Source organism: Erwinia aeris (assembly GCF_041224955.1).
Lineage (GTDB): Bacteria > Pseudomonadota > Gammaproteobacteria > Enterobacterales > Enterobacteriaceae > Erwinia > Erwinia aeris.
Genome location: NZ_JBGFFX010000010.1, coordinates 67,597 through 79,480, shown reverse-complemented (window position 1 = coordinate 79,480; position 11,884 = coordinate 67,597). Strand labels below are relative to the sequence as shown.

Genomic DNA, 11,884 nt, shown 5'->3' with positions numbered 1-11,884 from the left:
AGGTCTCTGAAAATAATCTTAATCCCCTAGTCTAACACTTTCCTGCTGACGCAACACAGCACCCTTTTTACGTTTCCTCTGCCCGGTAAGCCCGTTAAACTGTGCAACAAATTATGAAGAGTTAAGTCAGATGAATAAAAAACCTCGCGGCGGCAGCGCCGGACAGATCCGCATCATTGGCGGCCAGTGGCGCGGCAGAAAGCTGCCGGTGCCCGACAGTGCCGGACTGCGCCCTACCACCGATCGCGTGCGTGAGACGCTGTTTAACTGGCTGGCGCCCGATATTCAGGGCGCGCGTTGTCTGGACTGCTTTGCCGGCAGCGGCGCGCTGGGGCTGGAAGCGCTGTCGCGCCATGCGGCCTCGGCTACGCTGCTGGAGCTGGAGCGCCCGGTCGCGCAGCAGCTGGAGAAAAACCTGGCCACGCTGGGCGCGGCAAACGGCCGCGTGATTAATACCAATACGCTACAGTTTCTGGCGAAGCCTGGCGAACCTCACCAGATGGCCTTTATCGATCCGCCGTTCCGCAAAGGGCTGCTGGAAGAAACGCTGACGCTGCTGGAAAGCCAGGGCTGGCTGGCGGAAGAAGCCTTAATCTATGTAGAAAGCGAAGTGGAAAGCGGCGTGCCGCCCGTGCCGGTAAACTGGCAGCTGTACCGCGAGAAGGTCGCCGGACAGGTTGCCTGTCGTCTTTATGTTCGTCGTTCCCCTGAGAAGAGAGAAAGCCATGCTGATTAATCTGGGCAGAGCGCTGATGGTATGCGTATGGGCCTTTTTGCTGCTCAACCTGATCCATCCTTACCCCGCGCCGCTAAAATATTTTATTAACGTCGCGCTGTTCTTTATGGTGATTATGCACGGCTTACAGCTGGTGCTGATGCGCGCCACGCAGGCTAAAGAGGCGCCAAAACTGAGCGGCGCGCTTCAGGCTAAGATCTTCTTTTTTGGCGTGTTTGAACTGCTGGCCTGGCAGAAAAAGCAGTTTCCCAAACAGTAGGCGGCCGGGTCGTCTTTCCGGCCATGCCGTCAGCGCGGCCGGAAGGCGATAAATCGCGTGCCCTGTACCTGTAGTTCGCCCTTTTCTCCCCGTGCCAGCTGGTGATAGTCGCTGGCTTTCAGTACCAGCTTAAAATCTCCCGCGCCGTTCAGCGGATGGAACCACGCTTCGTATCGCATTGTTTCGACCGGAATATTTTCACGCTGGCGCGAGCGTAGGGCAGAGGTGGAGACTTCCCGTTTGTCTTTGATTTCGACCGGCAGGCTGCGTACGGGCGAAGCATCGTTGACCGCCACTTCCTGTCGCTGTTTGATAAATTGCCGGGTTGCCAGCACGGCGATAATGGCCAGCGTAATAAAAAAAATCAGGGGTGGCTTCACGACTTTTCCTCTTTTTTGCAGCGTAAACAGAAAGAATACAACCAGAGACCTCTCATTGTCACATCGTTGGCCCCTGTCCTAAACTAAAACCAGAACTGTGGAATTTAGCATCTAAAAACAAAGGGACACATTATGATCTGGTCGTTTCTGGCAGTGCTTTTTTCCGGCTGGCTGTACGTTGACGCTACTTACCGTGGCCCGCAATGGCAGCGCTGGGTCTTTAAACCGGTCACGCTTTTACTGCTGCTCGCCTGGGCCTGGCAAGCGCCAGCGTTAAGCGCCACGGATTATCTCATTCTATTTGGTCTGCTGGCGACGCTGGTCGGCGATGCGCTGATGCTGCTGCCCGAACGGCGGATGCTCTACGCTATCGGCGCATTTTTCCTCTCGCATCTGCTTTATACCATCTGCTTCGCCAGCCATATGACGCTGACGTTCTTCTGGCCGATCCCATTGACCGTATTGGTTATCGGCGCGCTGCTGATTGCGGCTATCTGGACAAAGCTGGAGGATCTGCGCTGGCCGGTTTGCACCTTTATCGGCATGACGCTGCTGATGGTCTGGCTGACCACCGAGCAATACGTTTTCCGGCCGACGGACTACGGTTTCTCATTAATGGTCGGAACGTCGCTGCTGCTGCTCGCCAATATCGTTTGGCTGGTTAGCCACTATCGTCGCCGCTTTGCCGCCGACAGTGCCATCACGGCCGCCTGTTATTTCGCGGGTCACTTTATGATCGTCCGCTCGCTCTATCTCTGATTTATGCCTTGACTCTGGAGTCAGCTCCAGAGTGTAAGATAAGCCTGGCGGGGAAGCAGCCCGTCAGGCTTATCTGGAGGCGTCATGCAACAACACCCATCTTCTCCCTGCCTTTGCGGGCAGCGCCACGCGGCCGGACAGCAAGGTTGCAGCAGGCCGCGTCCCGAACTGGGGAAAATCACCTCTTTTCACATCCAGTGCGCCACCGCCAGCGATCCGCTGCCTGAGAAAGAAGAAAGCATCGGCGCGGACTACAGCTGGCAAATCGGCGGCATGGACTGTCCGGGCTGCGCCAGGAAAATCGAAAACGCTGTAGGCCAGCTGCAAGGCGTCACTCAGGCTCGCGTCCTGTTCGCTACGGAAAAGCTGGTGGTAAGCGCCGATAAAGATGTGCAGCAGCAGGTTGAGCAGGCGGTTGCCAGAGCCGGGTTTACCCTGCGCTCTGCCACGCAGCCAGCGGCAAAGTCAGCCGGGTTCTGGCGGGAAAACGGCATGCTGCTGCTGCTCGGCGGGCTTCTGCTCGCCAGCTGGCTGCTACAGACGATCGATCCGCAGGCCGGGAAAGTCGCGTTTATCGTCACCACGCTGGCGGGCTGCTGGCCCGTTGCCCGTACCGCCCTGCGCCTGATGCGCAGCGGGACGCCTTTTGCCATTGAAACGTTAATGACCGTAGCCGCGCTTGGCGCGCTTTTTATCGGTGCGACCGCAGAGGCGGCCATGGTGCTGCTGCTGTTTATGCTTGGGGAACGTCTGGAGGCTTTTGCAGCAGGGCGCGCGCGCCGTGGCGTAACGGCGCTGATGGCGTTAAAACCCGAGCAGGCGTTGCGCATCCGGAACGAGGTGCGTGAAACCGTGGCCGTGAGCGCGCTACGGCCTGGCGATCTTATTGAGGTTGCCGCAGGCGGGCGCCTGCCTGCCGACGCCAGCCTGGTCACATCCTTCGCCAGCTTTGATGAAAGCGCGCTGACTGGCGAATCCATGCCGGTAGAGCGGCAGGCAGGCGAAGCCGTGGCGGCAGGCAGCCTGAGCGTCGATAGCCTGGTGAGGCTGAAAGTCACGTCAAAACCTGGCCAGAGCGCTATCGACCGTATCCTGCATTTGATTGAAGAAGCAGACGCTAACCGCGCGCCGGTCGAACGTTTTCTCGATCGGTTCAGCCGCATTTACACGCCGCTGGTGATGGCTGTCGCGCTGCTGGTGGCAACCGTGCCGCCGCTGTTCTTTGCCGGCGACTGGCCGTCATGGATTTATAAAGGGCTGACTTTGCTGCTGATCGGCTGCCCCTGCGCGCTGGTGATCTCTACGCCAGCGGCGATCACCTCCGGCCTGGCCGCTGCGGCCCGCCATGGCGTACTGATTAAGGGCGGCGCGGCGCTGGAAAGCCTCAACGGCGTGCGCACGCTGGCGTTCGACAAAACCGGCACGCTGACCGAAGGCAAACCCCGTATTGAGAGCATTCAGGCCTTTGCTGCCCTCAGCGAAGCGGAACTGCTGACTAAAGCCGCTGCCGTTGAGCAGGGTTCTTCTCATCCGCTGGCCAGGGCGATTGTGCGGCTGGCAGAGCAGCGCCAGCTTGTTATACCTGCCGCTACGGCGCAGCGGGCGGTGGCAGGAAGCGGTATAGAAGCAACAGTGAGCGGTCACAAACTTTTAATCTGCGCGCCCGCTGGACTAAGGCTGACAGCAGAACAGCTGAAGATTGTGGCGGAGCTGGAGTCGGCGGGAAATACGGCGGTCATTATCGTGCAGGATGCTATGCCGATCGGACTTATCGCGATGCGCGATACGCTACGTGCGGACGCTGTTGCCGCGCTGAGCGAACTTCATGCTTTAAACATAGAAACGATCATGCTGACCGGCGACAACCCGCGCGCGGCGGCCGCTATCGCCAACGAGCTTGCCATCAGCTATCGCGCGGGCCTGCTGCCTGCGGACAAAGTAGCGGCCATTCATGAGCTAAACCAACGGCGCGCCGTAGCGATGGTCGGCGACGGCATCAACGATGCGCCTGCGATGAAAGCGGCAACGGTGGGCATTGCGATGGGCGGCGGCAGCGACGTCGCGCTGGAGACCGCCGACGCGGCGCTGACGCATAACCGGCTGGCGGGCCTGGCGACGATGATCCGCCTGGCACGCGCCACCCATGCCAATATCCGGCAGAATATTGCGCTGGCGCTCGGGCTGAAGGGGGTATTTCTGGTCACCACGCTGCTGGGCATTACCGGGCTGTGGCTGGCCGTGCTGGCGGACTCCGGCGCCACCGCGTTGGTCACGGCGAACGCGCTACGATTGCTGAGTAAGCGCTAACTTTACAACCTGCCCGTGGTGATACGGGCAGGACGCGGCGCTACAACCCCTTTTTTAACAGATAGCGATAGGGTAATTCCTCGGTTGCCTGTGCCAGCAGCGTATGTTCCATAAAGCGGCAGAAACCGGGGATATCGCGCGTGGTGGCCGGATCGTCGGCGATAACCAGCAGCGTTTCGCCCTCCTGCATATGGCGTACGGCTTTACGCACCATCATCACCGGCTCAGGACAGCGCAGGCCCAAAGCATCCAGGGTTTGGTCGGGATTTGCGAACGGTTCGCTCATAACATTCTCAATCAGACAGGAAATGCCCCTATTTTACCCCCGACGTCGGTATGTGCAAGCCAGGCTCTGAACGACAACGTTTGCGCTAAAATTAACCATTGCATTAGCAGGCTGATTCGGTAAGATGCCGCGCAATCGCTCAGGCGAGACAATTTTTTGGGTTCCCTCACCCCATAGTTAAAAAAGGCTACATCGATGATCTCTTTCTCTTCTCGTCAGCGTACACATTCGCTGATCTGGCTATCGCTGTTCCATCTGCTGGTTATTACCTCCAGTAATTATCTGGTGCAGCTGCCCATTTCGATTTTTGGTTTCCATACCACCTGGGGCGCGTTCAGCTTTCCCTTTATCTTTCTGGCTACCGATTTAACGGTACGAATTTTCGGCGCGCCGCTGGCCCGACGAATTATTCTTGCGGTGATGATCCCGGCGCTGTTTATCTCCTATAGCATTTCTGCGCTGTTCTATCAGGGCGAATGGCAGGGACTGGGCGCGTTGGCAAGCGTTAACCTGTTTGTCGCTCGTATCGCCTGCGCCAGCTTTATGGCCTATGCGCTGGGACAAATCCTCGACGTGCACGTTTTTAACCGCTTGCGCAAGCTGCCGCAATGGTGGGTAGCCCCCGCCTCCGCTATGTTCCTGGGCAATATCAGCGACACGCTGGCGTTCTTTTTTATCGCTTTCTACAAAAGCCCCGATCCGTTTATGGCACAGAACTGGGTGGAAATTGCGCTGGTGGACTACAGCTTTAAGGTGCTTATCTGCATGATTTTCTTCCTGCCGGCCTATGGCGTGCTGTTAAACGCCACGCTGAAGCGGATAACGGAAAAATCCTCTGGCGCTCAGGTCAACTTCGGCTAGTCTGTCACTCTGTGGCGTCGCGCCCGGCCATGCATTTTGGCGGGCAGCGCGCCACGGCAGGTTGCTTTTAGCCGCTGATTACTATTGTATAAGTTGCTGAACAGCGCGAACGACTAACGTAAAAGGGATCACGATGCGTAACTTACTGAAATATGCCGGTATCGGTTTACTGGTGGTCGGACTGGCCGCCTGCGACGGCAAAGATGATAAAGCCGCCGCCGATGATAACGGCGTCAGCAGCAGCCAAAGCAGCCAGACCGTTACCCTGATGGACGGCAAGCTCAGCTTCTCGCTGCCGGCAGGCATGTCCGATCAAAGTGGAAAAATGGGCACGCAGGCCAATAATATGCACGTGTACGCCGATGCCAGCGGCCAGAAAGCGATTATCGTGATTGCGGGCGACGCCACGAATGAAAGCCTGGACGTGCTGGCGAAGCGCCTGGAAGATCAGCAGCGTAACCGCGATGCGCAGCTGCAGGTAGTGACCAATAAATCTGTCGAGCTGAAAGGCCAGCCAGCACAGCAGCTGGATTCGGTGATTTCGGCCAAGGGCCAGTCTTCCTGGTCGTCAGTGCTGCTGGCGAAAGTTGACGGCAAACTGCTGACCCTGCAGATTACGCTGCCTGCGGACAATCAGCAGCAGTCGCAGACCGAAGCAGAGAATATTATCAACACGGTAGTGCTGAAATAATTTCCCTTTAAAAAAATAGCGCCCGGCGGAAATATCGGGCGCTATTTTTATTTACGCGGCGGTTTTGCAACAGCCTTTTCCCGACCGCGCCGTTTACTAAGTCCTGTTGCCGTTGTGATGGGAAACGCATGCCTGACCATCACTTTCCCGGCTTACTCCTTACTGGCTAACATTTCCCTGTGGGCAATGCCTGACAGATCGGCTTACAGACCTGCGTGTTCGCGAATATATTTTCGGGCCTTAACGGCATATTCGAACGGATTCGCCAGCGCCGGATCCTGCTCCGCCTCCACCACCATCCAGCCTTTGTAACCCGACTCGTCCAGGATTTTAAACACCGGATCAAAATCAATCACGCCATCGCCGGGAACGGTAAAGGTACCTTTTTTTACGCCGTCCAGGAAAGAGAGCCGCTGGCTTCTGACCTGTGCCACCACCTCATCACGCACGTCCTTCAGATGTACGTGATTGATTCGCGGCAGATATTTTTCCAGAATGGCCAGCATTTGCGCCTGGCTGCCTTCCGAGTAGTAGGCATGGCCGGTATCGAACAACAGATAAACGTTGTCCTGGGTCAACGACATAAATTTGTCGATCTCTGCCGCAGTCTGAATGGCCGTCCCCATATGATGGTGCAAACAAACCTGCATGCCTTTTTCCGCCGCCAGCGCGGCCAGCTCGTTATAGCCCTCCGCCGTCAGCCGCCACTCCTCTTCGGTAAAATGCGGCTTCTCTTCCAGCACCGCCAGCGTGGTGCCCTGAATGCTTTTGCTCTGCTCGGAGCAGCCGATCACTTTAGCGCCCATCGCGTGAAGAAAGTCGCGATGGTTGATAAATTCATCAATGGTTTTTGCCCTGTCGCCATTGGCGAAAAAGGTGCTGAACCAGGCGTTGCAGATTTGAATACCGCGAATGTTCAGCATCGGTTTCAGCACCGCCGGATCGCGCGGATATTTACTGCCGACCTCACTGCCGGTGAAGCCAGCCAGCGCCATTTCGCTGACGATTTGCTGGAAAGTGTTTTCTGCACCCAGCTCAGGCATATCGTCATTGGTCCAGCCAATCGGGGCTATCGCCAGCTTTACGTTCTCTTTGTTCATGGTGGTGCCTCAGCGGTCTGTCATTAAGATGGCGCGGCGCGCCTGCCTGGGCTTTCCGCGCGTAGGATCGGCCTGTTGCGCCTGAAGGTTAGCGAAGCAGTTCGCGCTCGATCAGCTCACGGGTTTCCACGGCCTGATATTTCATTTTTTCCGGATAGCCAAACAGCGAGGCGGCAACTATCGACTCGCCGCCGACTTTATGAGTGCGGTTGGCAAAATCCATCTCGCGCAGGGTTTTAAACAGCGTATCGAAATCCACTTCGCCCTCACCCACGCCCACGTGCTGATGGATGGTGGCATCCACGCCTGGCGGATTGACGATATAGCGGCAGTGTTTGGTGTGGTTCATGGTATCGGCGATGAGCACGTGTGAAAGGTCGCCGCCCGCATATTCCAGCATGCTTTTTACGTCGCCTTTGCCTTTGTCGTAGAAGAAGGTATGCGGCACGCTATAAAGATATTTGACGTTTTCGCTGCGGAACGACTTCACCAGATCGGCAGTTTCGTTGTTTTCTTCGCAGAAATCCCAGGGGTGTGACTGAATTTCAATGCGAATACCTTCCCGCTCGACGATGGGCAGCAGCTCCTCCATAGAGCGGTAAAACATCTCTTCGCAGATCTCCGGTTCGTTCGGCGTGCCGGAAAGCTCGGTATTGATAACCTGCACGCCAGTTTCCACCGCGATTTCAATCATACGCTTCCAGTTGCGCACGGCCGCCTGGCGACGTGCCTCATCCGGGCCTGACCAACGGTAGACCACGATATAGGAAGAGATTTCCAGCCCGGTTTCACGCAGCGCGTTTTTGTATTCGGTGATGATTTCCCGGCTGGCCCTGGGATGTTTGTAGAACGGATTAATCTGCGGATGCGGCGACTGCTCAATATATTTGTAGCCCCACTCCGCCACCTGGTGAACCATTTTGGTGATGCCCAAATCTTTAATGACGTCTACATCAAAGGCGATTTTCATCGGTTTCTCCCTGCTAATCATTTGACAACCCCTCTGCCTGCGCAGAGGAGTCGGTCGGCATTATTTGTTGTAAAACGCCGGACGCGGCGGCAGCTCAACGCTTTCAATCGCCCCGCTTTCCTGCGCCTTCAGGCAGGCATCTGCCGCTACGGAAGCCGCATAGCCATCCCATGCGGAAGGGCCGTGCAGTTGGCCAGCCGTGACGTCATTGATAAACGCCTGTAGCTCAACGTCATAGGCATCGATAAAGCGATCCTTCCAGTCGGTCAGAATGGAAGTGGAGAGCTTCGCCTCTTTACGCAGCTGGACAGAGGCTGGCTCCGGCAGTCTGGCGATCCCGGTTTCGCCCACGACCTCACACTGGATGTCGTAGCCATAGGCGCAGTTAACGAAGATTTCGACGTCGATGCGCACGCCTTTTTGCGTTTCAAACAGCACGATTTGCGGATCGCGCAGCTTCGCATGCGTATTTTTGGTATCGCGCGGGAAAACCACCTGAACCGTTTTATAGTCGTCCTCGGTCAGCCAGCGCAGCACGTCCAGCTCGTGGATCAGCGTGCTGGTAATCGCCATATCGGTGGTATAGCTTTCTGGTACGCTTGGGTTGCGATGGGCGCAGTGCAGCATCAGCGGCTCGCCGATATCGCCGTTGGTGATAACCTGCTTTAACGCGCGATAGCCGGTATCGTAAGGACGCATAAAGCCCACCTGCACCAGACGCTTGCCGTGGGCAATTTCAGCCTCCACCACGCGGCGGCAGCCTTCAGCCGTCAGCGCCAGCGGCTTTTCGCAAAATACCGGTTTGCCCGCCGCGATGGCCGCGAGCGTAAATTCTTCATGCGTGGGATCCCAGGAGGTGACGATTAGCGCGTCAACGTCAGAGGAGCGAATAACATCGTGGCCGTTGGCATAGACTTCCGCCTCCAGACCCAGACGGCTAACCACGCCTTTAGCGCCTTCGATATTAATATCGGAGACGGCCACCACTTTCGCGCCCTGCAACACTTTGCTGCAGCGACGAATATGTTCCTGACCGATTGCGCCGGTGCCGATTACGCCAAGTTTCAGTGTCATAACTACTCCGTTCGAATGTAGGGTATAGGGGAGTCTTCCGGACGGGAAAACCCGTCCGGTTCAGGCCACAGAGAATGAATTAGTATTTACGTGCCTGGTCGAGATGCTCGTTCAGCATGTGGGCCACGGCGTTAATGCGTTCGGACTGCGATACCTGCGCGCCGCCCACGTGCCACCAGCTGAAATATTTGTGCACCATGGTTTTTGGCAGCACTTTAATGTCAATCAGCGTGGATACCGGCGACTGACGCGCTTCTTCCAACGCCTGCTTCAGCTGCGCCAGCGTGGTGACGCGCCATGTTTTACAGCCGTAGCCAGCGGCGATGGCGGCGAAATCTACCGGGATCAGGCCGCCGTCCAGCTTGCCGCCTTCGGCATTGCGGAAGCGGAACTCGGTGGTAAAGCTGTCCATGCCGTGTTCCATTTGCAGGTTGTTGATGCAGCCGTTAGTCATGTTGTCGAACAGCACCACGTTGATTTTGGCGTTCTCCTGGAGAGAGGTCACCAGCTCGGAGTGCAGCATCATAAAGGAGCCGTCGCCGACCAGCGTGTAGACCTCGCGGTGCGGCTCGGCCAGCTTGACCCCGAGCGAGGCGTTGACCTCGTAGCCCATACAGGAATAGCCGTACTCAACGTGATAGCCGTTGTAATCCTTATTGCGCCACACGCGTTGCAGATCGCCCGGCAGGCTACCGGCCGCGGCGACGATCACCGCATCCTTTGGGAGATTTTCATTTAGCGTACCCAGCACGCTGCTTTGCGTCAGGAACGAATCGGTCAGCCGGTTGAATTCGGCAAAAACGGCCTCGCGATCCAGACGATCGTCAATCTCCGGCACAAAACCCTCGTTGCTGTAAACCGCCTGATAAACGCGCTGCGTTTCCTTCAATAATTTGCTCTGTGCCTGAGCAATTTTTTCTCCCCAGCCGCTGGTGAAGCCCTGAGCGGCCAGCCGGTTATCCAGTGCGGTAAGCGCCTCGCGCGCATCGGCCACCACCTGTACGCCGTCCAGCTTCCAGGCATCAAAGCTGCTGACGTTAACGTTGAGATAGCTGACGTCCGGGTTCTGGAAGATCCATTTTGAGGCGGTGGTGAAATCGGTGTAACGCGTGCCGACGCCAATCACCAGATCGGTCTCCTTCGCCAGCAGGTTGGCCGCCAGGCAGCCGGTTTCACCCACGCCGCCGACGTTCAGCGGATGATCGGAAAGGATCGTGCCCTTACCGGCCTGCGTTTCCGCAAACGGGATTTGATGACGCTCGGCAAACTGGCGGAGCGCCTCGCCCGCTTCGGAATATTTCACGCCGCCGCCGCAGACAATCAGCGGCTTGCGTTTGCCGGCGATCAGCTTCAGCGCGGCCGCCAGCTGGGCTTCGGTCGGCAGACGGCGATCGAGCAGGTGCACGCGCTTCTGGAAGAAATAGTCGGGATAATCCCAGGCTTCGCCCTGCACGTCCTGCGGCAGCGAAAGGGTAACGGCGCCGGTTTCTGCCGGATCGGTCAGCACGCGCATGGCGTTGATGCAGGCGGTCATCAGCTGTTCCGGGCGGTTTATCCGATCCCAGTATTTGCTGACCGCGCGAAACGCATCGTTGGTGCTGATGCTAAGATCGTGACTCTGTTCAATCTGTTGCAGCACCGGATCGGGCTGGCGGGTAGCAAACACATCGCCAGGCAGCAGCAGTAAAGGAATACGGTTAGCGGAAGCGGTGCCCGCAGCGGTGATCATATTGGCCGCGCCAGGCCCCACGGAAGAGGTGCAGGCGATGATCTCCCGCCGCAGCTTCTGCTTGGCGTAGCCGATAGCGGCGTGCGCCATGCCCTGTTCGTTACGCCCCTGACGCACGATCAGATCGCCGCTGTCCTGCTCCAGCGCCTGCCCCAGTCCCAGCACGTTGCCGTGGCCGAAAATAGCAAAAATGCCCTTCACAAACTTGGTTTCGACGCCATCTACCGACAGATACTGATTGTCGAGAAATCTGACTAAAGCCTGTGCCGTGGTTAATCTGATCTTGCCCATTTGCTCTTCCTTACGGTACGGCGACAGACCGTCGGTCTGCCGCGTTTCGCCCGAGTAATCGCCACTGCGGTAATGGCCGAAAATGAAACGTGAGGCGATTATAAACAAATATTTTTTTCACTAAACCACATTACAGAAGAAACATTTCATTTTGCGAGTGAGATCAAATTATGCCCTGCAACGCACATCGCCGGAATGCCTGGCCGGGCAGCGGCAGCATGGCCGGATGCCAGCAACAAAAATGCGGATTATTTCTTTATATATCAAATAAATAATTAATATAAATACACATTTTTTAACCTGTCTGTTGCCTGGCTGAAACCATGAAAAGAGTGCCGTGACAGCGCCATATCGCCGCAAAATGCGAGAGTTTTAGCCACTTCACATTTTTGGGGTATAAATTTCATTCTTGGTTGAAGTTGAAATATTTATTCCCCATAC

At 56.8% G+C, this 11,884-nt stretch carries 12 protein-coding genes; 6 read left to right on the top strand and 6 right to left on the bottom strand.

Annotation, left to right across the window (positions count from 1 at the left end):
* Positions 1–130: 130 nt before the first annotated feature.
* Both rsmD and AB6T85_RS16225 read left to right on the top strand, forming a co-directional pair.
* Positions 131–736, top strand: a complete 606-nt coding sequence (gene rsmD / locus AB6T85_RS16230; RefSeq protein WP_253457481.1) for a 16S rRNA (guanine(966)-N(2))-methyltransferase — start codon at positions 131–133, stop codon at positions 734–736.
* Entirely contained in the window at positions 726–995 is a 270-nt protein-coding gene (locus AB6T85_RS16225; protein WP_253457478.1) for a DUF1145 family protein, read from the top strand. Before rsmD ends, AB6T85_RS16225 begins: the two co-directional genes overlap by 11 nt.
* Positions 996–1,024: 29 nt before the next feature.
* On the opposite strand, the gene AB6T85_RS16220 is transcribed toward AB6T85_RS16225, so the two are convergent.
* Positions 1,025–1,375, bottom strand: coding sequence for a DUF2500 domain-containing protein (locus AB6T85_RS16220; protein WP_253457475.1), 351 nt, complete (start codon positions 1,373–1,375; stop codon positions 1,025–1,027).
* 132 nt (positions 1,376–1,507) lie between these two features.
* On the opposite strand from AB6T85_RS16220, the gene AB6T85_RS16215 reads away from it, so the two are divergent.
* Both AB6T85_RS16215 and AB6T85_RS16210 read left to right on the top strand, forming a co-directional pair.
* Complete coding sequence (locus AB6T85_RS16215) at positions 1,508–2,134, top strand: lysoplasmalogenase (protein ID WP_253457472.1); 627 nt, start codon at positions 1,508–1,510, stop codon at positions 2,132–2,134.
* An 84-nt stretch (positions 2,135–2,218) separates the two neighbouring features.
* The gene (locus AB6T85_RS16210; protein WP_369896147.1) at positions 2,219–4,441 is read left to right on the top strand and encodes a zinc/cadmium/mercury/lead-transporting ATPase; all 2,223 of its coding nucleotides are present in this window, start codon (positions 2,219–2,221) and stop codon (positions 4,439–4,441) included.
* A gap of 40 nt (positions 4,442–4,481) precedes the next feature.
* Here the strand turns inward: AB6T85_RS16210 and tusA are convergent, their stop codons facing one another.
* Complete coding sequence (gene tusA, locus AB6T85_RS16205) at positions 4,482–4,727, bottom strand: sulfurtransferase TusA (RefSeq protein WP_253457466.1); 246 nt, start codon at positions 4,725–4,727, stop codon at positions 4,482–4,484.
* Positions 4,728–4,922: 195 nt separating this feature from the next.
* Here tusA and AB6T85_RS16200 point away from each other — a divergent pair, with 195 nt between their 5' ends.
* Together AB6T85_RS16200 and AB6T85_RS16195 are read left to right on the top strand one after the other, a co-directional pair.
* On the top strand, positions 4,923–5,588 hold the full coding sequence (locus AB6T85_RS16200) for a 7-cyano-7-deazaguanine/7-aminomethyl-7-deazaguanine transporter (RefSeq protein WP_369896145.1): 666 nt from the start codon (positions 4,923–4,925) through the stop codon (positions 5,586–5,588).
* Between the two features lie 133 nt (positions 5,589–5,721).
* Positions 5,722–6,279: a DcrB family lipoprotein gene (locus tag AB6T85_RS16195; protein WP_125289947.1), complete on the top strand. Its 558-nt coding sequence runs from the start codon at positions 5,722–5,724 to the stop codon at positions 6,277–6,279.
* Positions 6,280–6,482: 203 nt separating this feature from the next.
* On the opposite strand, the gene iolE is transcribed toward AB6T85_RS16195, so the two are convergent.
* The 4 genes from iolE to iolD form a co-directional block, all read right to left on the bottom strand.
* A complete protein-coding gene (gene iolE / locus AB6T85_RS16190; RefSeq protein WP_253457460.1) occupies positions 6,483–7,379 on the bottom strand; it encodes a myo-inosose-2 dehydratase in 897 nt (298 codons plus the stop codon).
* 88 nt (positions 7,380–7,467) lie between these two features.
* Positions 7,468–8,349 carry a sugar phosphate isomerase/epimerase family protein gene (locus AB6T85_RS16185; RefSeq protein WP_253457457.1) on the bottom strand — a complete coding sequence of 294 codons (882 nt, stop codon included), beginning with the start codon at positions 8,347–8,349 and terminating at the stop codon, positions 7,468–7,470.
* Positions 8,350–8,409: 60 nt separating this feature from the next.
* Positions 8,410–9,423, bottom strand: a complete 1,014-nt coding sequence (gene iolG, locus AB6T85_RS16180) for a bifunctional inositol 2-dehydrogenase/D-chiro-inositol 1-dehydrogenase (protein ID WP_253457454.1) — start codon at positions 9,421–9,423, stop codon at positions 8,410–8,412.
* A gap of 79 nt (positions 9,424–9,502) precedes the next feature.
* Positions 9,503–11,443, bottom strand: coding sequence for a 3D-(3,5/4)-trihydroxycyclohexane-1,2-dione acylhydrolase (decyclizing) (gene iolD / locus AB6T85_RS16175; protein ID WP_301730929.1), 1,941 nt, complete (start codon positions 11,441–11,443; stop codon positions 9,503–9,505).
* Positions 11,444–11,884: the final 441 nt, after the last annotated feature.

What these genes read in the sequence shown, in the direction of transcription:
- rsmD (WP_253457481.1), top strand. Translation starts at nt 131, where the DNA reads ATGAATAAAAAACCTCGCGGCGGCAGCGCCGGACAGATCCGCATCATT.
- AB6T85_RS16225 (WP_253457478.1), top strand. Translation starts at nt 726, where the DNA reads ATGCTGATTAATCTGGGCAGAGCGCTGATGGTATGCGTATGGGCCTTT.
- AB6T85_RS16215 (WP_253457472.1), top strand. Translation starts at nt 1,508, where the DNA reads ATGATCTGGTCGTTTCTGGCAGTGCTTTTTTCCGGCTGGCTGTACGTT.
- AB6T85_RS16210 (WP_369896147.1), top strand. Translation starts at nt 2,219, where the DNA reads ATGCAACAACACCCATCTTCTCCCTGCCTTTGCGGGCAGCGCCACGCG.
- tusA (WP_253457466.1), bottom strand. Translation starts at nt 4,727, where the DNA reads ATGAGCGAACCGTTCGCAAATCCCGACCAAACCCTGGATGCTTTGGGC.
- AB6T85_RS16200 (WP_369896145.1), top strand. Translation starts at nt 4,923, where the DNA reads ATGATCTCTTTCTCTTCTCGTCAGCGTACACATTCGCTGATCTGGCTA.
- AB6T85_RS16195 (WP_125289947.1), top strand. Translation starts at nt 5,722, where the DNA reads ATGCGTAACTTACTGAAATATGCCGGTATCGGTTTACTGGTGGTCGGA.
- iolE (WP_253457460.1), bottom strand. Translation starts at nt 7,379, where the DNA reads ATGAACAAAGAGAACGTAAAGCTGGCGATAGCCCCGATTGGCTGGACC.
- AB6T85_RS16185 (WP_253457457.1), bottom strand. Translation starts at nt 8,349, where the DNA reads ATGAAAATCGCCTTTGATGTAGACGTCATTAAAGATTTGGGCATCACC.
- iolG (WP_253457454.1), bottom strand. Translation starts at nt 9,423, where the DNA reads ATGACACTGAAACTTGGCGTAATCGGCACCGGCGCAATCGGTCAGGAA.
- iolD (WP_301730929.1), bottom strand. Translation starts at nt 11,443, where the DNA reads ATGGGCAAGATCAGATTAACCACGGCACAGGCTTTAGTCAGATTTCTC.